Below are 25,093 nucleotides of genomic sequence, written 5' to 3'. Positions count from 1 at the left end.
ATAGTTGTTCAGGCCATATTGTTAACGAAAGGAAGAGATAGTGTTGGCTAATAAAACAAATAGCTTAGCCCATACGAAGTGGATGTGCAAATACCATATCGTATTCACTCCAAAGTATAGAAGAAAAATTATCTATAATCAATACCGCGCAAGTCTTCAAGAAATGATTAAGCAGTTATGTAGCTATAAGGGAGTCGAAATAATTGAAGGTCACATAATGCCGGACCATGTACATTTACTTTTAAGTATTCCACCAAAAATAAGTGTGTCAAGTTTTATGGGGTATCTGAAAGGAAAGAGCGCGTTGATGATGTTTGACAAGCATGCAAACTTAAAATACAAATTTGGCAATCGTCATTTTTGGTCGGAAGGATACTATGCGAGTACAGTTGGTCTTAATGAAGCGACCATCAAAAAATATATTCAAGAACAGGAAAACCATGATATAGCACTAGATAAGTTAAGTGTTCGAGAATATGAAGACCCTTTTAAGGGTTAAGAAGTGATAGAGTTGTCTCTTTAGAGATAGCAAAAGTGACAAAACCAATGTGGCTTGAACAAGGTGAAAGCCAGCGCCTTGAGACGCTGGCTAGTAGCAGAGGCTTATAGCCTCAGAGCAAACCACCCTTTTGAAGGGTGGTTATGATTTACTGCGCAATGCTGTTCAATTTTCTTATAAAAATAATTGTGTTTTAAAGAAATTCGCAATTGCTTCCGCATCTTCATTTGATTTTGTAATAATCAAAATTGTATCAAATCCCGCAATCGTTGCTACCTTGCCGGAGAGCGGATAATCATCCAAACTTGCGGCTAGTAGTTGAGCATTATTGGGCAAAGTATGAACGATTGTTAAAAACTGGGCAGTATCCACTTTTTTTACAAATTCGTTGATTTGTCGAAATAACTCGTTATGATCTGTTTGTTCTTCGGTCGGAGTAGTCTCCTTAAATAGTTCAAAGCGAACTTGACCAGTTTTATCCGCTTTTTTTACAATTTTTAAATCCCGAATATCACGGGAAATAGTTGCTTGTGTGGCGGTAACACCTTGTTTTTTTAATTCTGTTAACAATTCTTCCTGGGTTTGAATCGTTGAATCGAGAATGATTTTTTTAATAATTTGATGACGTTCCGATTTTCGCATAATTGTTCTCCCTTGCATAAAAATTCATTCTTATCATATCAAAAATAAAGAGAATTGAACAGATAAAGAAGAGCTGGCAGTCTACAAAAAGTAAAAAAAGTACTGGACTTGCGATGGTTGCTTTGTTTCATTTTTGGTCAGTTATCAAGGTCAATCGTGGCAGTAATCGCTTGTTATTTGTCTGAAAATCAGGTAAAATTCAATTAGTTGTGATTGAGGATGCGAAGTTATTGACATTCTTTTATTGCTACTGTATGCTATTAAAGGTATGTTAAGCAAAAGCCTATCATATCGCATAAATCCACATCTTATTCTGTCCGAAAAGTGGTGCTGATATTCAGTTCTTTGAGGAGACATGGAATAAGAGAGGAAAACAAAACCAATTGGAGGAAAAAAAATGGCAGTAATCTCTATGAAACAATTACTAGAAGCCGGCGTACATTTTGGACATCAAACACGCCGCTGGAATCCAAAAATGAAGAAATACATCTTCACTGAAAGAAATGGCATTTACATCATTGACTTACAAAAGACAGTGAAATTAGTAGATGCGGCTTATGACTACATGAAAGCAGTCGCAGAAGATGGCGGAATTGCACTTTTTGTAGGAACAAAAAAACAAGCCCAAGAAGCAATTAAGGATGAAGCTATCCGTTCTGGTCAATATTATGTAAATCATCGTTGGTTAGGCGGTACTTTAACAAACTGGGAAACAATTCAAAAACGTGTTTCTCGCTTAAAACAAATCAATAAAATGGAAGAAGACGGCACTTTTGAAGTTCTACCTAAAAAAGAAGTTGTCGGCATCAAAAAAGAACGCGAACGCTTAGAAAAATTCTTAGGTGGTATCGCTGATATGCCTCGTATTCCAGATGTAATGTATATTGTCGATCCTCGTAAAGAACGTATTGCTGTTCAAGAAGCTCAAAAATTGAACATCCCAATCGTAGCGATGGTTGATACGAACTGTGATCCTGATGAAATCGATGTTGTTATTCCATCAAATGACGATGCTATTCGTGCCGTGAAATTAATCACTGCAAAAATGGCAGATGCATTTATTGAAGGCAATCAAGGTGAAGACCAAGTGGTTGAGGAAGATTTTGTCGTAGAACCAGAAGGCGAAGCAACTTCAATCGAAGAAATCGTAGACGTAGTTGAAGGCGATAACGAATCAGCAGAATAATTCATTGGAGCTGTTTCAAAGGCTAGGCGTAAGCCTGTTGCTCCTTTGAAACAGCTCTTTTTTAAAAAGAACGAATGACATTTAGGAGGAAGACGAAAGATGGCTCAAGTAACAGCAAAATTAGTAAAAGAATTACGTGACATGACAGGTGTCGGTATGATGGATGCCAAACGTGCACTAGTTGAAGTAGAAGGAAGTATTGAAAAAGCAGTTGATTTACTTCGTGAAAAAGGAATGGCCAAGGCAGCAAAGAAAAATGACCGAATTGCAGCAGAAGGATTAGCTTCCGTTGCTGTTAAAGGAAATGTTGCTTCCATCGTTGAAATCAATTCAGAAACAGACTTTGTTTCAAAAAATGAAAAGTTCCAAGAACTAGTAAAAGAAATCGCTGAATTAGTTGCAGAAAACAAACCTGCAGATTTAGATGCAGCAATGAATCTAAAAACAGCCAAAGGAACAATTGAATCTGACCTTATTGAAGCAACGCAAGTTATTGGAGAAAAAATTAGCTTCCGTCGTTTCGAAGTTGTTGAAAAAGATGACAATGCAGCGTTTGGTGGCTACCTACATATGGGTGGACGAATTGCAGTATTGACGGTTATTGAAGGTTCAACTGACGAAGCATTAGCGAAAGATGTTGCTATGCATGTTGCAGCAATCAATCCTCGTTATGTTAACGAAGCACAAATTCCTCAAGAAGAACTTGATCATGAAAAAGAAGTTTTAACTGAACAAGCGTTGAATGAAGGCAAACCAGCCAATATCGTTGAAAAAATGGTTGTTGGACGTCTAAATAAATTTAAAGCAGAAATCGCATTAGTGGATCAACCATTTGTAAAAGACCCAGATGTGACTGTTGCAAAATATTTAGCAGACAAAGGTGCAACTGTGAAATCATTTGTCCGTTTTGAAGTCGGCGAAGGAATCGAAAAACGCGAAGATAACTTTGTAGAAGAAGTTATGAGTCAAGTGAAAAAATAATTCTGTTCTCAAAACAGAAGGGAACGCATGGAAATGCGCTCCCTTTTTTTTAAGAAATCGCCTTTTTTTAAAAAATTTGCTTCAAATAGGACGAGTTAAAAAACTATATGGTAGAATAAAGTTAGCATTCATACGGAGGAATTAGGCATGGTGAAACCAAAGTATCATCGAGTAGTATTAAAACTAAGTGGCGAAGCATTAGCAGGAGAAAAAGGATTTGGTATCAATCCGCCAACTATTAAGGATATCGTAAAAGAGTTAAAAGAGGTTCATGAATTAGGCGTTGAGCTAGCGATTGTTGTCGGTGGGGGCAATATTTGGCGTGGACAAATTGGTGCCCAAATGGGTATGGAACGAGCGCAAGCAGACTATATGGGAATGTTGGCAACTGTGATGAACGCACTTGCCTTGCAAGATACACTTGAAAATGAAGGTGTACCAACTCGTGTGCAAACGTCAATTGAAATGCGTCAAATCGCAGAGCCCTACATTCGACGCCGGGCAGAACGCCATCTAGAAAAATCGCGGGTAGTAATTTTTGCAGGTGGAACAGGAAATCCTTATTTTTCTACTGACACAACTGCTGCATTGCGTGCTGCTGAAATCAATGCAGATGTTATTTTAATGGCAAAAAACAATGTTGACGGTGTTTACTCGGCAGATCCAAAAGTAGATAAGGCAGCAGTCAAATTTGAAGAGTTAACCCATCTTGAAGTGATTGCAAAAGGGCTACAAGTGATGGATTCAACAGCTAGTTCGCTAAGTATGGATAATGACATACCACTTTTAGTATTTAATCTAAATGAACCTGGAAATATTCGTCGCGCTGTTTTAGGCGAACATATTGGTACAACAGTAAGGGGGAAAAAAAAATGGCAGACGAAATCTTAAATGAAGTAAAAGTAAAAATGACGAAAACCGCTGAAAGTTTGCAACGTGAATTAGGTCAAATCAGAGCAGGAAGAGCGAATGCAAGTTTACTTGATCGAATTTCTGTTATCTATTATGGCGCACCAACACCGGTGAATCAACTGGCTTCCATCACAATCCCAGAAGCGAGAATACTTATGATTACGCCATTCGATAAATCAACGTTAAAAGATATTGAGAAGGCCATTTTAACATCTGATATTGGTATTAATCCAACCAGTGACGGCAATGTAATCCGCCTAGTAATTCCTCAATTGACTGAAGATCGTCGGAAAGAACTTGTCAAAGAAGTAAAAAAAGAAACAGAAACAGCAAAAATTGCGATTCGCAATGCTCGTCGCGATGGTATGGATGCTTATAAAAAGCAACAAAAAGCAGGCGATATCACAGAAGATGATTTACGGACAGCTGAAAAAACGATTCAAGAAATAACAGATGCAAGCATTAAAGAACTGGATAAAATTGCAGCAACAAAGGAAGAAGAATTGTTAGAAGTGTAGTTTTTTCATTTGTTGCTAGTTAACGAAACCAACATCCGAACGATAAAAGAAATAGCGCTATTGTCATGATACTATGGCAGACTTCCTTTGGATTTTAAGGCTATCTTTTTCGTTCGGATGTTTTTTGTAACCGTGAAAGTTAGCCATGAAAGAAATGACGAATAACTAGTTGTAAATGATTGTTGATCACTTTTCCTTAAAAAAATAGCTAAAGTTCTTTGAATAGTTTGCTCTACTAGTTTATTTTCGAAGTGATATAGCATAAAATGAAAACAAACACAATTGCTAAATAGAAATAAGTGAGGAGAAAGCTTTGAAGTTTATTGAGTTAACTCAAAAAGAGTTTATGGATTTTGAACAATCCCATCCGCTTGGGATGTTTATGCAAACAAGCTATCAGCATGATCTTGTTGAAAAGAGGCAATGGCAGTCCAGCTACGTAGGGATAATAGACCATGACCAAATTGTGGCTGGAGCACTATTAAATAGTACCAATATTTTTCTTGGCAAACTCTTTGAAATATCGGGTGGTCCAGTTATGGATTTTTCTGATGGAAAAGTAGTGAGCTTCTTCTTAAGTGAATTAAAAAAATATGTGCGTGCCAATGGGGGCATTTTACTAAAAATTATTCCTAACTTACATTCAAAAAAATTTGATGATGAAGGAAATATTCTGGCCAATTTGAACCAACAAGCCCATGAAAATTTGGTGTCCGCAGGGGCCGTATATGATAATCATCAACCAATTGTGAGCTATGAATTTATTAAAGATTTAACGGGTCTTGATGAAGATAAATTGATTGCTTCTTACAATAAAGATGGCAAGTATTATTTAAACAAGACGAGAGAATTTGGAATCCACTATCGAGAACTAACTTATGAAGAGTTACCAATGTTTAAAAAATATACCCAATTGACGGCAGATAGAATTGGTTTTAAGGACAAAGAATTGGCGTATTATCAAGAGGCATTTGATGCGTATGGTGAACATGTAAAATTTTTGGTTGCCGAATTAAATCTAAACGATTTTCAAGAAAAACAGCAAGTCGTTATGGACTCGTTACAAGTGGACATAAATAATCTTGAAAAAGATCTTCTTGAAAAACCAAATCATAAGAAGAAGAAAAAACAATTAAAAGAGTTTCAGGCTCAATACCAACAACATCAAAAAAGAGTAAACGAAGCAAAAGATTTAATAACACAAAATGGAGAGAGTATTTTATTAGCTGGCGCGATGTTTATTATTCAACCTCAAGAAGTGACTTATCTCTTCAGTTTTACAAATGAAATGTTCAAAAAGTTCTATGGTCCTTATGGTATTCAACATTTGATGATGTCCTATGCAGTCACACACCAAATACCAAGATACAATTTTTACGGAGTAAAAGGAGTGTTTGACGGATCTGATGGTGTCTTAAAATTTAAGCAGTCTTTTAATGGGTATACCTACAAATATTTAGGAATCTATACGATTGTTGCAAAACCTTTCAAATATCAACTGTCTTCAGTATTAAAAAAATTGTTAGGTAGGACGGAATAACAGTCAAATGATTGGAGCGAGGAATATGTTACGTTTTTTTCCAGAAAAGAAAAAATATTTAGAAGAAGAAAAATTACATGAGTTTCATCCAGAATTGCCGGTCCCTGAACACATTGCGATTATTATGGATGGGAATGGTAGATGGGCACAAAATCGTCGTTTGCCAAGGGTTGCTGGTCATAAAGAAGGAATGGAAACGGTAAAAAAAATCACGAAGCATGCGTCAAAATTAGGAGTGAAAGTTCTTACGCTCTATGCTTTTTCAACTGAAAATTGGAAAAGGCCAACAGAAGAAGTCGATTTTTTGATGCAATTACCAGTTGATTTTTTTGATAAATTCGTTCCAGAACTTATCAAAGAAAATGTTAAAGTTCACGTTATGGGCTACAAAGAACACTTACCTGCGCATACTCAAAAAGCAGTCGAACGGGCTATGGAGCAAACCAAAATGAACACAGGAATGATTTTAAACTTTGCTTTAAACTATGGGAGTAGAGCGGAGATCGTTACGGCTGTTCAGGAGATTGCCAATGAAGTCAAATCCAATCAATTGCCAGTTGAAACGATTGATGAAGAAGTTTTAGCGAATCATTTGATGACTGGTTTTTTACCACCGCAATTAAGAGACCCAGCTTTAGTTATTCGAACAAGTGGCGAAGAGCGAATAAGTAATTTTCTTTTATGGCAAATTGCGTATGCTGAATTCTTTTTTACCAGGGCTTTTTGGCCAGATTTTGATGAAAAGTTGCTAGAAGAATCGATTGCAACATACCAACAGCGAGATCGTAGATTTGGATCAGTGAAAGAAGAGGGGGAAAAATAATGAGACAACGTGTTATCACTGCGGTTATCGCTTTAGCACTTTTTTTACCGATTGTCTTTTTTGATTTTGGTGGTCAAGCAGTGAATATCATGGCAGCAGCTTTTGCTGTCGTGGGTGTCTATGAATTGTTTCGAATGAAGCAGTTGACCATCCTTAGTATTGAGGGGGCACTGGCCATCATTGGCTCAGTGTTGCTAGTCTTACCGAAAAATCCGTGGTTTGGTTTTTTAGCAACAACCACATCGAAGTATGCATTGGTCTATTTTGTTATTATGCTTTTTTTGGGTTTGTCGGTTGTTTCAAAAAATACGTACACAATTGAGGAGGCGGCTTTTCCAGTTCTTGCAATGCTTTACGCAGGAGTCGGATTTGAATCCTTTGCTTTAGCTAGATCTTCCAGTGTGGTAGTGTTATTCTTTGGATTATTTGTTGTCTGGGCAACTGACATTGGGGCTTATATGATTGGCAGACAATATGGTAAAAGAAAACTCTGGCCAGAAATTTCACCCAATAAGACAATTGAAGGTGCACTGGGTGGTGTAGCTTGTGCATTAGTTATTGCAATGATTTATCTACTCGTTTTCCCAGCCAAAATATACTTTGGGCACAACTATTTTATCATGGTGGTTTTAACAATTGTTCTATCTGTGATTGGTCAATTTGGTGATTTAGTTGAATCGGCTATCAAGCGACATTTTCAAGTTAAAGACTCAGGAAAAATTTTGCCAGGTCATGGTGGGATTTTAGATCGTTTTGATAGTATGATTTTTGTTTTCCCAATGATGTACCTTCTCGGCATTTTTTAGATAGTGGTGAGTCACCCCCAATTGCTTGATAAGAATAAGGCGGTTGGGGGTTTTTTGTGGGGATTATTTTAAATTATTGTTACAAAAATGAGGTTTGATTGAGATTCTTTTTTTGTATGATAAAATAGAATGAATAGGATTTGGAATAGAGTCAAGAAAGAGAGGATACTAGATGAAAGCACTTTTGGTGTTTCTTTTTATATTTTCAATCGTTGTTGTTGTGCATGAGTTTGGCCATTTTTATTTTGCCAAGCGGGCAGGTATCTTGGTCCGAGAATTTGCGATTGGGATGGGACCAAAAATTTTTTCTCATCAAGGAAAAGATGGCACGACGTACACAGTGAGAATTTTACCTTTGGGTGGTTATGTCCGAATGGCTGGTTTTGAGGAAGAAGAAGATTTAAAACCAGGTATGTTTTTACAACTATTGGTTAATAGTCAAAATGAAGTCATAAAAATAAACAAAAGCAAAAAGATTCAATTGACAAATGGCATTCCTGTAGAGCTAACCGCTCAAAATTTGGTGGATGATTTAATCATCAAAGGATATGTAAATGGTCAAGAATCCGAAGAACAAGTATTCAAAGTGTCTCCTGTAGCAACAATTATCGAAGAAGATGGGACAGAAATTCGAATCGCACCGCGTGATGTTCAATTTCAATCAGCAAAACTTTGGCAACGTATGCTAACAAATTTTGCAGGTCCAATGAACAATTTTATTCTTGCTGTTGTATTATTCTTCATTCTCATTCTCATGCAAGGTGGGGTGCAGGATATTCACTCAACCAAAATAAGTAGCGTATCTGCTGATAGCCCAGCAGCCTTGGCAGGTTTAAAAGCTGGAGATACAATAAAAAAAATCAATAATGAGCAAGTAACAAATTGGTCCGAACTAACTGAAACGATACAAAAGAATGGGGCAAATAACTTAACTGTTGTTTACCAGAGAAACCAACAATCAGAAACCGTTGATATTACTCCGAAGAAAAAGACGGTTCAGGGACAAACTATCTATCAAATTGGAGTAGGCGTACCCATGAAAACGGGGATAATTGATAAATTCGTGGGAGCATTCACCATGAGTATCAATAGTTTTTTACAAATATTGGTGGCATTAGGTTCATTATTGAGAAGTTTCAGTCTGGATAAACTTGGTGGACCTGTGGCAATTTATCAAATATCTTCACAGGCAGCTAACCAGGGATGGACAACAATTATTGGTGTCATGGCAATGATTTCAATGAATTTAGGAATATTTAATTTATTGCCAATTCCTGCATTGGATGGAGGCAAATTAGTGTTGAATGTGATTGAAGGGGTGCGGGGCAAACCTTTGAGTCAAGAAAAAGAAGGGCTAATCACCTTGATTGGTTTTGGTTTCATGATGTTATTAATGATTCTGGTTACTTGGAATGATATACAACGATTTTTCTTTTAATGGGTAGAAAAAAAGGAGAAAAAAATGAAACAATCACACTTATTTGTTCCTACTTTAAGGGAAACGCCTAGTGAGGCAGGTGTACGAAGTCATCAGCTTTTGGTTAGGGCTGGCTATATAAGACAGATTGCAACGGGGGTATACGCCTACTTGCCTCTTGCTCAAAGAGTTATCAAAAAAGTGACATCGGTTATTAATGAAGAGTTGGATAGAATAGGGGCCAATAAGATGCAAATGCCTAACCTTTTACCGATGGATTATTGGCAAGATGAGACGTGTCGAAGAATGTCTTCTTCTTCACTTTTTTCTGTCAGTGATCGTATGCATCGCAAGTATATGTTAGCTCCGTCACATGAGAAGGCCTTTATAGAATTAATTAAGAATGAAGTGCAGTCGTATAAAAGATTACCGATGAAGTTGTATCAGGTTCAAATGAAATATCGAGACGAAAAAAAGCCAAAGTTCGGTTTAATGTATAGTCGTGAGTTTTTGATGACTGATTTTTACTCATTTCATGCGGATAGTAATCAGTTAAGCATCGCTTTTAGCGAATTTGAAGCAAGTATCAAAAAAATTTTGGCAGCTGTTGGCTTAACTTATCATGTTGTTCATGGGAATGACAATCGGTTTGGTGTCGAATCTATCAAAGAGATCGTTGTGTCATGTCCATTCGGTGATACACAAATTTGTTTATCCAATACTGGTGGTTATGCAGCCAATCGTGATGTGGCAGTTTCCAAGTATCAAGGGAAAAAATCACATGCTGTACCCTTAGAACTAGAAAAAATTGCAACCAAAGAAATAAAATCAATGGAATCACTTGCAGCCTTTGGTGAGGTACCTTCTTCGCAAATAGTTAAATCTTACTTTTTCTTTATTGATCACCAGCCTACACTAATACTGATTCGTGGCGATCATGAATTGAATGGTGAAAAAGTAAAAAAACATTTCCAAGATAAAGTGGTTTCCCCTGCAACCGAAGAGGAGTGCCGTGCATATTTTGCTACCGGCTTTGAGTCAATTGGGCCCATCCACTTACCAGAAGGTGTTCGAGTGATTGCCGATTACTATGTGAAAGACCTCGTAAATATGTTGTGTGGTGGCAATGAAGAAGGGTTCCATTATAAAAATGCGAACCTCAATCGAGATTTTACAGTTGCATATTTTGATGACTTCCATCTGGTACAAGACGGTGAGGAAGCACCCGATGGAGAAGGGGTCCTTCATATTGAGCAAGGAATAAAAATTGGCCATTTTATGACAATGTCAGAAAAGTATAGCCAATCCTTATCTGCCTATTTCGTAAATGAAAATGGCAAGGAAACACCTTTACGTATTGGGTATTGTGGATTAGGTGTAAGTCGCTTACTTTCGCTAATTGTTGAACAGCATTGTGACGATAAAAAAATTCAATGGCCAAATAGAATCGCACCTTTTGATGCCCATATCATCCCAGTTGATTATCAGGAAAACAATCAGCAACAATTGGCAGATGAAATGATGATAGCAATGGAAGAAGCTGGATATGAGGTACTTTTGGATGATCGTAAGGAACGAGTGGGTGTAAAATTTGCTGATGCGGATTTAATCGGATGTCCCATTCGAATTACAATAGGGAAAAAAGCCTCAGAAGGAATTGTTGAAATGAAATTGCATCAATCTGGTGATTCAATAGAGGTCAGAAAAGCAGAACTAGTCGCTACATTGGCTATTTTAAATCAAACGAATGAATAAAAGAGTTGTCGAATATGTCAAACATATTCGGTAACTTTTTTTCGTCAAATGAACCATCCAGCCCAAAAAATGGTATAGTTTAGAAAGAGTTTTTGATTGGAAAAGCAAGGAGGAATACTTTTTGAAGGATCAAAAAGAAAAATACGAGATTCTTCTGGAACAAATGAAGTTACCAGAAATGATCAAACAACATCCATTAATTCAAAATGGACAGTTAAAACAAGTTTTCGTACATACGGAGTCAAGAAAATGGACATTTCATCTATTATTCGAGGAAATTTTACCGATTGATCTCTATCAAGTATTTCTTCAACATCTTGAATTGTCTTTTAAACAGATTGCATCGATTGAAGTACATATTGAAACTTTGAATCAAGACTACACGCAAGCTTTCCTAATGGATTATTGGGAATTTTTTAATGAGTCACAACCATTTGCAACGCCATTTATTCAGCAACTTGTGAAGGATTGTATCCCCACAATTGTCAATGGTAAGGTAATTGTGAAAATAGCGAATCAATCTGCGATATCGATGTTAACACAACACTATTTTCCAGAACTCAGCACGTTACTTCATGACGTTGGTTTTCCAAAATTACGTTTTTCCGCTGAATTTGATCAAACGCAAGCCTTGCAAAATTTGGAAGAACACGAAGAAAGAAAGAAAAATCAACAAGAGTTATTCATGAAGCAAGCAGCTGAGGCAGTTGCACTGCATGAACAAAAAGCAAAGTCAGTAGACAATGGTGCGGCTGCTTTTAGTGGACCAATTGCGATGGGGAGAAATATTCCAAAAGATGAGCCAATTACGCCGATGGGCAACATCCTTGAAGAGGAACGTAGAATTACGATTGAAGGGTACGTTTTTGACACCGAAGTGCGGGAACTTCGCTCAAAACGAAAAATTTTAATTTTAAAAATTACTGACTACACATCGTCATTTATCGTAAAAAAATTCTCTAGTGGGGAAAAAGATGAACAAATTTTCGATGCAATTCAAACGGGTAAATGGTTAAAAGTCCGAGGAAGTATCCAAGAAGACACGTTTATGCGTGATTTAGTGATGAATGCACAAGACATAGCAGAGGTTACTCATCAAGAACGAATCGATCGAGCACCTGAGGGCGAAAAACGGGTTGAATTGCATTTGCATACGAATATGAGTCAAATGGATGCCACAAATAAGATTGGTGATTTTGTTTCTCAAGCAGCGAAGTGGGGACATAAGGCGATTGCAGTTACCGATCATGGAGGGGCTCAATCATTTCCAGATGCCTATCAGTCAGCGAAAAAGGCGGGTATCAAAATGATTTACGGCGTTGAGGCCAACATTGTTGATGACGGTGTACAAGTGGCTTATAATCCGCAGGCCACCTCCTTAGCTGATGCCACGTATGTTGTTTTTGATGTGGAAACAACAGGCTTGTCCGCTGTTTACAACACTATTATTGAATTAGCAGCTGTCAAAATGCACAAGGGAAACGTTGAAGCTTCATTCGATGAATTTATTGATCCAGGACATCCGCTATCCAATACGACCATTAATTTGACAGGGATTACTGATGAAATGGTCCGAGGATCAAAATCTGAAGAAGAGGTCTTGCGTTTATTTCGAGCATTTTCCGAAGGGGCTATTCTGGTTGCACATAATGCTTCTTTTGATATGGGATTTTTAAATACTAGCTATCGTAAATATGGTATTCCAGAGGCAACAAATCCAGTTATTGATACACTGGAGTTGGCCAGATACCTATATCCAGAATTCAAACGATTTGGTTTGGGAGTACTATCGAAAAAATTTGGTGTGAATTTGGAACAACACCATCGTGCCATCTATGATGCTGAAGCTACGGGCCACTTAGCGTGGATTTTTGTGAAAGAAGCTATGGAACACCATGAGATGTTTCTTCACGAAGATCTGAATCGCCACGTTGGCGGGGAAAACAGCTATAAAGCCGCCAGACCCTTTCATGCAACGATTTTAGTGCAAACACAAAAAGGATTAAAAAATTTATTTAAACTAATTTCTATGTCCAATGTAACTTATTTTCATGATAAAGTTCCCAGAATTCCTCGTTCAGAGCTAGTCAAACTTCGAGAAGGACTAATTGTTGGTTCTGGCTGTGATAAGGGAGAAGTTTTTGTTGCAATGATGCAAAAAGGGGTAGAAGCAGCCAAAAAACTTGCTGGTTTTTATGATTATATTGAAATTATGCCTAAACCAGTCTATGCTCCTTTAATTGAGCAAGAACTCATTAAAAATGAAGCAGACTTAGAAGAAATCATCGCTAATTTAATTAAAATAGGCGATGAATTGAATAAACCAGTCATCGCAACGGGAAACGTTCATTATTTAAATGAAGAGGATAGTATTTACCGCAAAATACTAATCAATTCAATGGGTGGGGCGAATCCTTTGAATCGACATAGTTTACCTAAAGTTCATTTTCGAACGACTGATGAGATGATAAGCGAGTTTGCTTTTTTGGGAGAGCAAAAAGCTAAAGAGGTAGTAGTCATCAACCCCAATGCATTAGTTGAAACGTGTGAAACGGTTGTGCCGGTCAAAGATAAGTTATATACACCAAAAATTCCTGGTTCTGAAGAAGAAATTACCCAATTAAGTTATCAACGTGCAAAAGAATTATATGGAGACCCTTTGCCAGATATTGTCCAAAAACGTCTTGAAAAAGAATTGCACTCAATCATTGGCAATGGGTTTTCAGTTATTTACCTAATTGCTCAAAAACTCGTTCATAAAAGTAATGCGGATGGCTATTTAGTTGGTTCTAGGGGGTCTGTTGGTTCAAGTTTTGTTGCAACAATGACAGGAATCACGGAGGTTAACCCGCTAGCGCCTCATTATTATTGTCCAAATTGTCAGTATTCTGAATTTTATGAGGATGGCTCATTTGGTTCAGGATTTGATATGCCCGAAAAAAACTGTCCTAAATGTGGCACCAGATTAAAGAAAGACGGCCATGATATCCCGTTTGAAACATTCCTTGGTTTCCATGGGGATAAAGTTCCTGATATTGATTTGAACTTTTCAGGGGAATACCAACCTGAAGCACATAATTATACAAAAGTCCTATTTGGAGAAGAATACGTCTATCGGGCGGGAACAATTGGTACTGTTGCAGATAAAACGGCATATGGTTTTGTTAAAGGGTATGAACGCGATCATAATCTTCATTTTCGTGGAGCGGAAATTGATCGTTTGGCCAAGGGAGCAACTGGAGTGAAACGTACAACTGGTCAGCACCCAGGCGGAATTATTGTTATTCCTGATTATATGGACGTCTATGATTTTACACCAATTCAGTATCCGGCAGATGATGTACTCTCTGAATGGAAGACGACACATTTTGACTTTCACTCGATTCATGACAATATCTTGAAACTTGATATTCTAGGTCATGATGATCCAACAGTGATTCGTATGTTACAGGATTTATCTGGAATTGATCCAAAAACAATTCCGACAGATGATCCCGAAGTGATGAAAATTTTTGAAGGAACCGACGTATTGGGTGTCACAGAAGAAGCAATTTATTCAAAGACGGGGACGTTGGGGATTCCTGAGTTTGGTACACGTTTTGTACGCGGAATGTTGGAACAGACGCATCCGTCAACATTTGCGGAATTGCTGCAAATTTCTGGGTTATCGCATGGAACCGATGTCTGGCTTGGCAATGCAGAAGAACTCATTCGGCGGGGAGAAGCGAATTTAGCAAACGTAATTGGTTGTCGGGATGATATCATGGTTTACCTGATTCATGCTGGGCTAGATGATGGCTTAGCGTTTAAAATCATGGAAAGTGTCCGCAAAGGAAAAGGAATACCTGATGATTGGCAAGAGGAAATGCGTAATCAAAATGTTCCCGAGTGGTATATAGATTCCTGTTTAAAAATTAAATATATGTTTCCAAAAGCGCATGCTGCAGCATATGTCCTAATGGCTTTACGCGTTGCATACTTCAAAGTCTATTTTCCAATTTTGTATTATTGTGCCTATTTTTCAGTTCGAGCAGCCGACTTTGACTTGGTTGCCATGAGCAAAGGAAAAGAAGCTGTTAAAAACTTGATGAAAGAAATCAACGATAAGGGGATGGATGCATCAACTAAAGAAAAGAATCTGTTAACTGTTCTAGAGCTTTGTAACGAAATGTTAGAACGAGGGTATAAGTTTGGGATGATTGATTTATACAAATCAGATGCTGAAAACTTTGTCATTGATGGAGATACCTTGATTGCTCCGTTTCGAGCCGTTCCTAGTTTGGGGTTAAGTGTGGCCAAGCAAATCGTTGAGGCACGGAAAGATGGACCATTCTTGTCAAAAGAAGATTTGGCGAATCGAGGAAAAGTTTCAAAAACTTTGATTGAATATATGACAGATAATGGTGTCTTAAAGGATTTACCTGATGAAAATCAATTGAGTCTTTTTGATATGCTGTAAAAAGAAACGATTCCCTTACTTTCGACGTTTAGTCGAAGGAGAGCGAATCGTTTTTCCAATTATTTTTTTGATAGTTTTGTGACAACTTCGCAGCGTGCTGTTTGAGGAAACATATCAACAGATTGCAAATAGTCAATATGATATGCTTTTGAGAGTTGAACTAGGTCACGAGCCAAAGTTGAGACATTGCATGAAACATAGACTAACCGTTTGCTTGGATGTTTCAACAAGGTCTGCAACAACTTGGTGTCTAGTCCTGTTCGTGGTGGATCGACAACGATGCAATCAGCTTGATACCCTTCATTAATCCATTTAGGAATGAGGGACTCAGCGGTGCCAGCCTCATAATAGGTATTGCTTAGGCCTTTGCGCTGAGCATTTTTATGTGCATCTTCAATTGCTTGGGGAATGGTATCCATTCCACGCACACTTTGAACATGGGAAGCTACACTTAAGCCGATTGTTCCTACGCCACAATACGCATCAATGATTTTATGAGAGGAATCATAATCCATTGCACGAATGGTTTCTTGATAGAGGATACTTGTCTGAATAGGATTTAATTGAAAAAAAGCACGAGCGGATAAATCAAAGTGGACTTCATTTATTTGTTCCTCAATGGCATCTTTTCCCCATAGGTTGACGGTTGTATCACCCATAACGAGCGATGTTTTTTTGTTCTGGATATTTTGCATAATCGATACAACATTTGGAAGACGAGTGGTCAATTCCCTAATTAATGCCTGTTTCGCTGGAAATTTAGTTGAGTTGGTGATAAAAACCAATTGAACTTCGTTGGTTTTTATACCTATACGAACCATGAGTGTTCGAAAAATGCCACTGTTTTTCTTTTCATCGTAGATAGGTACTTGGTATTTGTTTAATAACTGAACGGTGGTATTCAATACTTTTTGCGTTTGTGGCTCTTGGACAAGGCAGTTGTCAATAGGAACCAACTCATGGCTGTTTGGCCGATAGAGGCCTGCTTCAATGCGATGATGTTTCTCAGAGTATCGTAGTTGAAATTGCGCTTTGTTTCGATAATGCCAAGGTGTGTCCATACCAATTGTCGGCCGCAAGTCATAATCAACGTAACCAGCCGGTTTAAATTTATGTAGTGCCTGTTTTACTAAATCTCGTTTAAATTGCAATTGTTTTTCATAAGTAAGGTGCTGAAGCTGACAGCCACCACATGCTTCATAAACCTGACAAGGCGGAGTGATGCGATTAGGACTTTTTTTAATAATTTTTGTGACGATTCCTTCGGCAAATGTTTGAGAAACATTGGTGACTTGTGCGACAATTTCTTCCCCGGGTAGTGCATTTGGAATAAAGCATATTTGTTTCCGAAAGTAACCAATTCCCTCCCCGTTGATTCCTAAACGCTTAATTTTTAGTTGAATGGTTTGCCCTTTTTTTATGCCTGCTTGTATCATGGCTGACTCCTTTGCGAATGTATTCCACTAATTGTAACACACATGCCTAGGCTAAAAAAATATGGTAAACTGAAAAGGATTGGAGTTGGGTGCATGAAAGTGACAAAAGTGAAGAAACAAAAGAAAGAGACATACACCATTGAATTTGATAATCAAATGTTCCTAGATGTTTCCGAAGATTTATTGATTGAATTTCGATTAATAAAGGGAAATGAATTGGATCAAGCTGAATGGGAAAGATTACGGCATAAAGCAAGCTATGATCGCGGGCTGCAACTTGCGCTAGCTTATATTAGTTATCAATTGCGAACGGTGCAAGAGGTGAACCACTTTTTGCAAGAAAAGGGGTTTAATCGTGAGCAGCAAAAAAAAATTATCCAAAGATTAGCCGATTTACGAGTGATTGATGACGCTTTTTATGCTGAAAGTTATATTCGTACGCAAGTTTCTTTGTCCGATAAAGGGCCAAAGCAAATCCAGCAAAAGTTAAAACAAAAGGGAATCAATGACGAGATAATCCAAAAAGCATTGCACTTATTTGATGAACAAAGTGAAAGAGAATTGGCTTTGAAGACAGCAATAAAGTTGAATAAAAAAATTCACCATAAGAGCCATCGTGAGCGTTTGCAAAAAATTAGGTTAGGTTTACTTCAAAAAGGCTATCAATCCTCAATTATTGAACAGGTTATGGAACAATTAGCAATTGAAGCCGATGAACAAGAAGAAAAAAACGCGCTAGAGAAGGCTGGCATGCTTGTTTGGAACAGAAATAGTCGGTTACCATTCACGAAGAGAAAACAAAAAGTAAAACAAGCACTCTATTCAAAGGGATTTGCAAGTGATGCGATTCAAGAGTTTATAGATAAGGAATGTATCGATGACACAGAAGAAATTTAATTGGTCAGAAAGAAAAATACTGGCTTTTCAACAAGCTTTTTTGATTTGGTATCACCGGGAAAAAAGACAATTACCTTGGCGAGAGTACCGAGATCCGTATGCTATTTGGGTATCGGAAATTATGCTTCAACAAACGAGGGTCGAGACTGTTATCGGTTATTATTATCGTTTTATGGCAGAATTTCCAACCATTGACGATTTAGCCAATGCACCTGAAGATAAATTATTGAAGATTTGGGAAGGGCTAGGTTACTATTCGCGTGCTAGAAATTTGCAACTGGCAGCGAAACAAATTGTCGCTACATTCGGAGGGGAGTTTCCGCAAAAGGTTGAAGAAATTGCTAGTTTAAAAGGAATTGGACCGTATACAACAGGCGCAATTGCCAGTATCGCATTTGGATTACCTGAACCAGCGATTGATGGCAATGTGATGCGCGTAACCAGCCGTTTATTTGGCCTCTCTGATGACATAGCCAAAGCAAGTACGCGGAAGGTTTTTGATTCCTACTTACGGCAAATCTTGTCAGCTGAAGAACCTGGAGAGATGAATCAAGCGTTTATGGACTTGGGTTCGAGTATTTGTACACCCACATCTCCTGAATGTGAACGTTGCCCAATCAAGCAGGTTTGTTACGCATATGAAACAAAGCAAACGAATCAATTTCCTGTGAAATCAAAAAAGCAGAAACCCAAAAATCAATATTATATAGCCGCGGCAATCGAGAATTCTCAGAAAGAATTTGCGATTGTTAAACGGCCTGAAAATGGATTGCTAGCGAATATGTGGTTATTTCCAATGCAAGAGGTGAATGAAAGTGAGTATCGCCATTTAACAGCTACCTGGAGCAAAAAAGAAAAAGAGCAACAATTAGATTTAGGTTTGGTTGCGGAAGAGGATACCATTGAAGTAGCGGACTATTTTAAAGGGAACATTGTTTGGCAAACACGCCATTTAGGAGAAATTACGCATGTTTTCAGTCATTTAAAATGGCATGTACTTTTGTTTTATGGTCGGCAAGTTGGGACGGATGAACTGCTCGATGCGAACTGGGTGAAAATGGCAGATTTCCCAAATTATGTCTTTCCCAAACCACAACAAAAACTTGTTGAAGAATTGAATAAAAATCGGCAACAATCATGAATAGTGCTAGGCAAAAAAATTTTTTATTGTTATAATAATAATGATATTGGTGAATTTCACCAAACTATTGCGTTGATGTTTCGCTGAGGGAAGGGTTGCTATGCGAGTTCCGAAAGAAGGAGAGTTTGTCAGCATACAAAGCTACAAACACGATGGCAATTTGCACCGGACGTGGCGAGATACCATGGTATTGAAGACTAGCGAATATTCAATGATTGGATTAAATGATCATACATTGGTCACGGAATCAGATGGTAGGCGTTGGGTTACACGTGAACCAGCCATTGTGTACTTTCATAAGAAATATTGGTTCAATGTGATTGCAATGATTCGTGAAAAAGGCGTTTCCTATTATTGCAATCTTGCTTCACCTTATCTTTTGGATGAAGAAGCACTGAAGTATATTGATTATGATTTGGATATAAAAGTATTTCCTGATGGTGAAAAACGACTACTTGACGTCGATGAATACGAGTTACATAAGAAAATGATGCACTATCCTCGTGATATCGACTTCATTTTGAAAGAAAATGTCAAAATTTTAGTTGATTGGATTAACAATGAGGAAGGGCCTTTTTCCGAAGGGTATGTTGATATCTGGTATAATCGCTATAAGCAATTGTCACAGAGATGAGTGTCTTTATGATGGAAAAAGACTGAAGATGAGAAAAATTCTTCAGTCTTTTTTTCGTTCTAAAGGCGCAATGTGTTTTTGCATAGAAATATGTTGAATGCCTGCATCAAGAAATTGTTCGCCATAACTAGTGTAACCGAGTGTTTGATAAAAGCCTTCAGCTGAGAGTTGAGCACCCAACTGGATTGTTTCGAAGGACATTTCTTGACAGACCTTTTCAACTGCCCGTATTAAAAAAGCACCATTTCCAGCACCTCTAGCTGTTTTTCGAACCGCCATACGTTGAAGTTTAGCTAATTTTGGTGTTTTACTAAGAATTCGAGCCGTAGCGATTGGATCATCTTCTCGGTAAAGGACAAAATGGATGGCGTTTGCTTCCTCTTGATCAATTTCTAAAGAAACTGGTACCTTTTGTTCATCCACAAAGACTTCTTTTCTAATTGTTAACGCATCAAAATAGATAGGGCTAAGCGTGTCTCTGGTTTGGCGAATAATCATTTAGACCACCTCATATTTGTTAATATAAGAGTAGTATAATTGTTTTTGCCATATTTATGAAGAACGGTGCAGAAAAAATTTCGATAAAATTTTCTTTTATGTCAAAATATCATATAATAGAGCCTATAAAAGAGGAGGATATACGTTGATAAATTCAAAAAAAAGACAGCATTTACTATTTTGGTCAATTGAAATTTTAATTGGAGCGACTCTTATTTTTGTACTCAGTAAGATTGGCTTTCTTTTTCAACCAGTGGGTACTTTTTTCTCCACTTTATTCATCCCAGTATTGATTGCGGGTTTCTTGTACTATGTTTTAAATCCTGTTGTTAATCTTTTGACAGGGCGCTTTCACTTTAAACGAATTATGGCTATCATATTCGTTTTCTTATTATTACTGGTGGCATTGGTTTTAATTGTTGTTAGTGTCATCCCTAATTTGGTAAATCAGATTGCGCAATTAGCAATGAACATTCCTTCATTTGCTTCTGATGTGGAAGATTGGTTAAACAAATTATCACGAACAGAATGGTTAAAAAAAGTGGATATTATGAATGAAATTGAAAAATTTAATATTTCATACGGAACACTGTTACAAAAGTTTTTGAGTGGCGTTTCAAGTAGCTTAGGATCAATTGTGAGCACAATAGCCAATGCAGCAATGATTATTATTACGGTACCATTCATTCTTTTTTATATGTTAAAAGATGGTCACAAGTTCGTTCCTAATGTTGAGAAGGTACTATCACCGAAACGAAGCAATCAAGTTGCAGACTTGCTGGGGCAATTGAATAAAACCTTATCCAATTATATTAGCGGACAAGCGATTGAATGTTTGTTTGTTGGAACGTTCACTTTTCTGGGCTATTTAATTTTAGGAGTTGACTATGCCTTTTTATTTGGTGTCATAGCCGGGTTAGCTAATTTAATTCCTTACTTGGGTCCTTATATTGGGTTATTGCCTGCCGTTATGGTAACAGTTTTTAATGATCCGTTTAAGGCGTTGTTGTGCTGTGTTGTTGTATTAGTTGTCCAGCAACTTGATGGCAATATCATTTATCCAAATGTTATTGGCAAGTCATTAGCTATTCATCCACTTACAATTATTATTGTCTTATTGGTGGCAGGGAATTTAGCAGGTCTGTTGGGCATCTTCTTAGGGGTACCTTTCTATGCGATTTGTCGAACGATTATTGTATTTCTTTATAAGTTATTGATTGAAGCGAGAGAAAACAAAGAAGAACAGCCAGAGAAGGATTCTGTTGCAAATAATGGGTCTTTGTGATAACATTTTAGCGTGGATTTATCCATGCTTTTTTTTACTATTTTTTTATATATAAGGAGAGAATAAATTATGAATGCTGACCCCGAGAGTCAGTCGCTTTTAGCGCAATTTTTAATTTTGATTGTTTTAACAATGGTCAATGCTTTTTTAGCTGCTGCTGAAATTTCTGTCGTATCAATTAACAAGACGCGAGTGGAACAAAAAGCAGAAGAAGGTAATGTGAAGTCCAAGAAATTATTGAAAATATTAGAAAATCCTACTAATTTCCTGTCTACAATTCAAGTGGGAATTACATTGGTTAATATTTTGTCTGGGGCTTCCTTAGCAGAGAGTCTAACCGCTCGTTTGACACCTTTGATAGGTGAAACCACCGCGGCTCGAAGCCTAGCAAAATTCATTGTACTAACCGTTTTGACTTATGTTTCAATTGTATTTGGAGAACTTTATCCGAAACGAGTCGCTTTAAACAAATCAGAAGAAATTGCTTTGGCAACATCAGGTGTAGTAAAGGCTATTGGGGTTGTAATGAAACCTTTTGTCTGGTTGCTATCTGCTTCTACAAGTTTTTTGGCTAAGATTACACCAATGAAATTTGATGATGTAGATGAAAAAATGACCCGTGATGAAATGCGGTATATGCTCGAGACTGAAGGTGTGCTTGAGGACGATGAACTTGAAATGTTGCAAGGTGTGTTTTCATTAGATACCAAAGTAGCACGCGAAGTCATGGTTCCACGCACAGACGCATTTATGATTGACATTAATGATCCAGTATCAGAAATTTTAAACCGTGTGTTACAAGAAAACTTTTCAAGAATTCCCGTTTACAATGAGGATAAAGATAAAGTAATTGGTGTGTTACATACGAAAAATCTACTAAAAGCAGCTTACAAAGAAGGCTTTGATAAATTAAATTTACAAGCAATCCTCCAAGAGCCATTATTTGTACCCGAAACGGTCTTCATTGATGATTTACTTTATGAATTGAAACGAACCCAAAACCAAATGGCTATTTTACTTGACGAGTATGGTGGGGTGGTAGGTATTGTAACGCTAGAAGACCTACTTGAAGAAATTGTTGGGGAAATTGATGACGAAACCGATGAAGTTGAAAATTTATACGAAAAAATTAATGATCAAGAATATATGATTCAAGGTCGAATGTTAATCGATGAGTTTAATGAAGTTTTTGACACTAATTTACACATGTCTGATGTGGATACGATGGCGGGCTATTTAATTACCGCGTTAGGCACGATTCCTGATGAGGGTGAGAAACTTTCATTTAAAGTGGATAATATAACTCTTACTTCTGAAGAAATGGAAGGCAGTCGAGTATTGAAAATTAGGGTTGTTTTTAGTGAAATTCATGAACAAAATGAGGAGCCCGAGGAAGAAAGACGCTTTTTTAGAAAAGAATTTGAAGAAGATGAACCAAGAAGATAATTATTCAATAGGGGGAGAGATGGCATTTGCTACCTCTTCTTTTTTTAATGGACAAATCATGCTATACTAAATCAGTTATGTAATTTAGACAAGTTTGAAGGGGGCAAGTACTCTAAGAGAGTGAAAATATATGAAAAATGAAAAGTTAAAAGAACAAGTTGAAAGCCGACGAACATTTGCAATCATTTCCCATCCGGATGCTGGGAAGACAACAATTACGGAGCAATTATTGTTGTTTGGTGGAGCCATTCGCCAAGCTGGAACAGTAAAAGGGAAAAAAACAGGAAATTTTGCAAAATCGGACTGGATGGAAATTGAAAAACAACGGGGGATCTCAGTAACCAGTTCAGTCATGCAATTTGATTACGATGATAAAAAGGTAAATATTTTGGATACTCCCGGGCATGAGGATTTCTCAGAGGATACCTATCGAACGTTAATGGCCGTTGACAGTGCCGTGATGGTCATTGATAGCGCAAAAGGAATCGAAGCACAGACCAAAAAACTGTTCCAAGTTGTTAAAAAAAGAGGCATTCCTATTTTCACCTTTATTAATAAATTAGATCGTGACGGTCGAGAACCGTTGGAATTATTGGAAGAATTGGAAGAGTTATTAGCGATTGAATCTTATCCGATGAATTGGCCAATTGGAATGGGCCGTGGACTTGAAGGACTATATGATATTTTTAACCATCGTATTGAATTTTATCGTCCTGAGCAATTTGCTAATCAACGATTTGTAGAATTGGATGAAAAAGGGGAACTTCCATCAGAACATCCTCTGACTGAAAACAACTTGTATCATCAAGTACTTGATGAAGTGGAACTGCTAAAAGAAGCAGGCGATACATTTGATCCAGAAAAAATTGCTCAGGGGAATCAAACACCAGTTTTCTTTGGTTCAGCATTGACAAATTTCGGTGTTCAAACCTTTTTGGAGACCTTTTTAAAATTTGCTCCAGCCCCACACGCACATAAAACAATTGATGAAAAAATGATTAGCCCTTATGAAGAAGAATTTTCAGGTTTTGTTTTTAAAATTCAAGCCAATATGAATCCTGCCCATCGAGACAGGATTGCCTTTGTCCGTATCTGTTCAGGGACGTTTGAAAGAGGAATGGATATCACTTTGCAACGAACTGGCAAAAAAATGAAATTGAGCAATGTTACACAATTTATGGCAGATGCCCGAGAAAATATTGATGAAGCAGTCGCAGGTGATATTATCGGGGTCTATGATACCGGAAATTACCAAATTGGTGATACACTGACTGAAGGCAAGTTGAAAATCAGTTATGAAGAACTTCCCTCGTTTACGCCTGAGCTATTTATGAAAGTCAGTGCAAAGAATGTTATGAAACAAAAGTCCTTTCATAAAGGCATTCATCAGCTAGTACAAGAAGGAGCCATTCAATTGTATAAAACGTACTTAGCAGATGAATACATTTTAGGCGCAGTGGGACAATTGCAATTCGAAGTCTTCCAGTACCGGATGAAAAATGAATATAGTTCTGAGGTAATTATGACACCGCTGGGACATAAAATTGCTCGTTGGATTGATCCAAAAGATTTGGATGAAAGAATGAGCTCAAGTAGAAATATTTTAGCAAAAGATCGTTTTGATCAGCCTTTGTTTCTTTTTGAAAATCAATTTGCTGAACGGTGGTTTGTTGAAAAATACCCAAATGTAAAACTAAAAACACTTTTATAAACTAAAAAAACTGAACGATTCATTTAGAAATTACAGGCGTAATTCTTATTGAAATCGTTCAGATTTTTTTAGTTAGCGAGTGTTTTTTTTTGAGGAATTGAAATTTCTACTAAACCAGGAGTTTCAATGATGCTAATAGTCGCAGGATCGTAATTTTCATTCGGTATTTTTTTTAGAAAATATGCTTTAATATCTCGAACTTCATTTGCTTTCAATGCTCTTTTTTTATTGACGAGTAAAATTTCATAGTGGGTAGGCGCTACGGTATAAACAACAGTAATATCTCCTGCAGTATAAACTTTCACCAATTCAGCATCCGTATGTTCTAGTTGTTGCATAACAAGCCGTGAATGGCTATTTGTAACATTAATTAGTTTCATTTTCTCACCTTCTTTATCATAGTTAGCTTTTTCTCTCTTTTCATAACTAATTATAATTTTTTTTAGTAGAAATAGAAAGTATAAAACACAAAAAGTACGGAATTATTCATAAAAAATGAAAGTCAGT

The 25,093-nt window shown here is 37.2% G+C and carries 21 protein-coding genes; 17 read left to right on the top strand and 4 right to left on the bottom strand.

Going from position 1 to position 25,093, the window contains the following annotated elements; all coding sequences use genetic code 11:
• Positions 1 to 43: 43 nt before the first annotated feature.
• Positions 44 to 499, top strand: a complete 456-nt coding sequence (gene tnpA, locus ACFSR0_RS02700; protein WP_379979656.1) for an IS200/IS605 family transposase — start codon at positions 44 to 46, stop codon at positions 497 to 499.
• A gap of 174 nt (positions 500 to 673) precedes the next feature.
• On the opposite strand, the gene ACFSR0_RS02695 is transcribed toward tnpA, so the two are convergent.
• Positions 674 to 1,141, bottom strand: a complete 468-nt coding sequence (locus tag ACFSR0_RS02695) for an arginine repressor (protein WP_379979654.1) — start codon at positions 1,139 to 1,141, stop codon at positions 674 to 676.
• Positions 1,142 to 1,538: 397 nt separating this feature from the next.
• On the opposite strand from ACFSR0_RS02695, the gene rpsB reads away from it, so the two are divergent.
• From rpsB to ACFSR0_RS02645, 10 genes are all read left to right on the top strand, one after another.
• Positions 1,539 to 2,327, top strand: coding sequence for a 30S ribosomal protein S2 (gene rpsB, locus ACFSR0_RS02690; RefSeq protein WP_379979652.1), 789 nt, complete (start codon positions 1,539 to 1,541; stop codon positions 2,325 to 2,327).
• 99 nt (positions 2,328 to 2,426) lie between these two features.
• Positions 2,427 to 3,308, top strand: a complete 882-nt coding sequence (gene tsf / locus ACFSR0_RS02685) for a translation elongation factor Ts (RefSeq protein ID WP_379979650.1) — start codon at positions 2,427 to 2,429, stop codon at positions 3,306 to 3,308.
• A 147-nt stretch (positions 3,309 to 3,455) separates the two neighbouring features.
• The gene (pyrH, locus tag ACFSR0_RS02680; protein WP_379979648.1) at positions 3,456 to 4,199 is read left to right on the top strand and encodes a UMP kinase; all 744 of its coding nucleotides are present in this window, start codon (positions 3,456 to 3,458) and stop codon (positions 4,197 to 4,199) included.
• Positions 4,181 to 4,738, top strand: a complete 558-nt coding sequence (gene frr / locus ACFSR0_RS02675; RefSeq protein WP_379979646.1) for a ribosome recycling factor — start codon at positions 4,181 to 4,183, stop codon at positions 4,736 to 4,738. The genes pyrH and frr overlap by 19 nt, the downstream gene beginning before the upstream one ends.
• Positions 4,739 to 5,051: 313 nt before the next feature.
• Complete coding sequence (locus tag ACFSR0_RS02670) at positions 5,052 to 6,278, top strand: peptidoglycan bridge formation glycyltransferase FemA/FemB family protein (RefSeq protein ID WP_379979644.1); 1,227 nt, start codon at positions 5,052 to 5,054, stop codon at positions 6,276 to 6,278.
• 25 nt (positions 6,279 to 6,303) lie between these two features.
• Positions 6,304 to 7,101 carry an isoprenyl transferase gene (locus ACFSR0_RS02665; protein ID WP_379979642.1) on the top strand — a complete coding sequence of 266 codons (798 nt, stop codon included), beginning with the start codon at positions 6,304 to 6,306 and terminating at the stop codon, positions 7,099 to 7,101.
• A complete protein-coding gene (locus ACFSR0_RS02660) occupies positions 7,101 to 7,907 on the top strand; it encodes a phosphatidate cytidylyltransferase (RefSeq protein ID WP_379979640.1) in 807 nt (268 codons plus the stop codon). Before ACFSR0_RS02665 ends, ACFSR0_RS02660 begins: the two co-directional genes overlap by 1 nt.
• Before the next feature lie 172 nt (positions 7,908 to 8,079).
• Positions 8,080 to 9,345 carry an RIP metalloprotease RseP gene (gene rseP, locus ACFSR0_RS02655; protein ID WP_379979638.1) on the top strand — a complete coding sequence of 422 codons (1,266 nt, stop codon included), beginning with the start codon at positions 8,080 to 8,082 and terminating at the stop codon, positions 9,343 to 9,345.
• Positions 9,346 to 9,369: 24 nt separating this feature from the next.
• On the top strand, positions 9,370 to 11,079 hold the full coding sequence (locus tag ACFSR0_RS02650; RefSeq protein ID WP_379979636.1) for a proline--tRNA ligase: 1,710 nt from the start codon (positions 9,370 to 9,372) through the stop codon (positions 11,077 to 11,079).
• 163 nt (positions 11,080 to 11,242) lie between these two features.
• The gene (locus ACFSR0_RS02645) at positions 11,243 to 15,538 is read left to right on the top strand and encodes a PolC-type DNA polymerase III (protein ID WP_379979734.1); all 4,296 of its coding nucleotides are present in this window, start codon (positions 11,243 to 11,245) and stop codon (positions 15,536 to 15,538) included.
• A 59-nt stretch (positions 15,539 to 15,597) separates the two neighbouring features.
• On the opposite strand, the gene rlmD is transcribed toward ACFSR0_RS02645, so the two are convergent.
• Positions 15,598 to 16,974, bottom strand: a complete 1,377-nt coding sequence (gene rlmD / locus ACFSR0_RS02640; protein WP_379979634.1) for a 23S rRNA (uracil(1939)-C(5))-methyltransferase RlmD — start codon at positions 16,972 to 16,974, stop codon at positions 15,598 to 15,600.
• Between the two features lie 93 nt (positions 16,975 to 17,067).
• On the opposite strand from rlmD, the gene recX reads away from it, so the two are divergent.
• The 3 genes from recX (at position 17,068) to ntdP (ending at position 19,646) form a co-directional block, all read left to right on the top strand.
• The gene (gene recX / locus ACFSR0_RS02635) at positions 17,068 to 17,871 is read left to right on the top strand and encodes a recombination regulator RecX (protein ID WP_379979632.1); all 804 of its coding nucleotides are present in this window, start codon (positions 17,068 to 17,070) and stop codon (positions 17,869 to 17,871) included.
• Entirely contained in the window at positions 17,852 to 19,012 is a 1,161-nt protein-coding gene (gene mutY, locus ACFSR0_RS02630; RefSeq protein ID WP_379979630.1) for an A/G-specific adenine glycosylase, read from the top strand. Before recX ends, mutY begins: the two co-directional genes overlap by 20 nt.
• Before the next feature lie 100 nt (positions 19,013 to 19,112).
• Complete coding sequence (gene ntdP / locus ACFSR0_RS02625; protein WP_379979628.1) at positions 19,113 to 19,646, top strand: nucleoside tri-diphosphate phosphatase; 534 nt, start codon at positions 19,113 to 19,115, stop codon at positions 19,644 to 19,646.
• Positions 19,647 to 19,688: 42 nt separating this feature from the next.
• On the opposite strand, the gene ACFSR0_RS02620 is transcribed toward ntdP, so the two are convergent.
• Entirely contained in the window at positions 19,689 to 20,144 is a 456-nt protein-coding gene (locus tag ACFSR0_RS02620) for a GNAT family N-acetyltransferase (protein ID WP_379979626.1), read from the bottom strand.
• 145 nt (positions 20,145 to 20,289) lie between these two features.
• Here ACFSR0_RS02620 and ACFSR0_RS02615 point away from each other — a divergent pair, with 145 nt between their 5' ends.
• From ACFSR0_RS02615 to ACFSR0_RS02605, 3 genes are all read left to right on the top strand, one after another.
• Positions 20,290 to 21,429 carry an AI-2E family transporter gene (locus ACFSR0_RS02615; RefSeq protein WP_379979624.1) on the top strand — a complete coding sequence of 380 codons (1,140 nt, stop codon included), beginning with the start codon at positions 20,290 to 20,292 and terminating at the stop codon, positions 21,427 to 21,429.
• A 69-nt stretch (positions 21,430 to 21,498) separates the two neighbouring features.
• A complete protein-coding gene (locus tag ACFSR0_RS02610) occupies positions 21,499 to 22,875 on the top strand; it encodes a hemolysin family protein (protein ID WP_379979622.1) in 1,377 nt (458 codons plus the stop codon).
• A 130-nt stretch (positions 22,876 to 23,005) separates the two neighbouring features.
• Positions 23,006 to 24,586, top strand: a complete 1,581-nt coding sequence (locus ACFSR0_RS02605; RefSeq protein ID WP_379979620.1) for a peptide chain release factor 3 — start codon at positions 23,006 to 23,008, stop codon at positions 24,584 to 24,586.
• A gap of 68 nt (positions 24,587 to 24,654) precedes the next feature.
• Here the strand turns inward: ACFSR0_RS02605 and ACFSR0_RS02600 are convergent, their stop codons facing one another.
• Complete coding sequence (locus ACFSR0_RS02600; RefSeq protein ID WP_379979618.1) at positions 24,655 to 24,966, bottom strand: DUF1827 family protein; 312 nt, start codon at positions 24,964 to 24,966, stop codon at positions 24,655 to 24,657.
• Positions 24,967 to 25,093 lie beyond the last annotated feature (127 nt).

The organism is Enterococcus camelliae, assembly GCF_042685105.1.
Lineage (GTDB): Bacteria > Bacillota > Bacilli > Lactobacillales > Enterococcaceae > Enterococcus_G > Enterococcus_G camelliae.
Note: the sequence above shows the minus strand (reverse complement) of the source record. Positions and strands in the feature narration are given on the sequence as shown.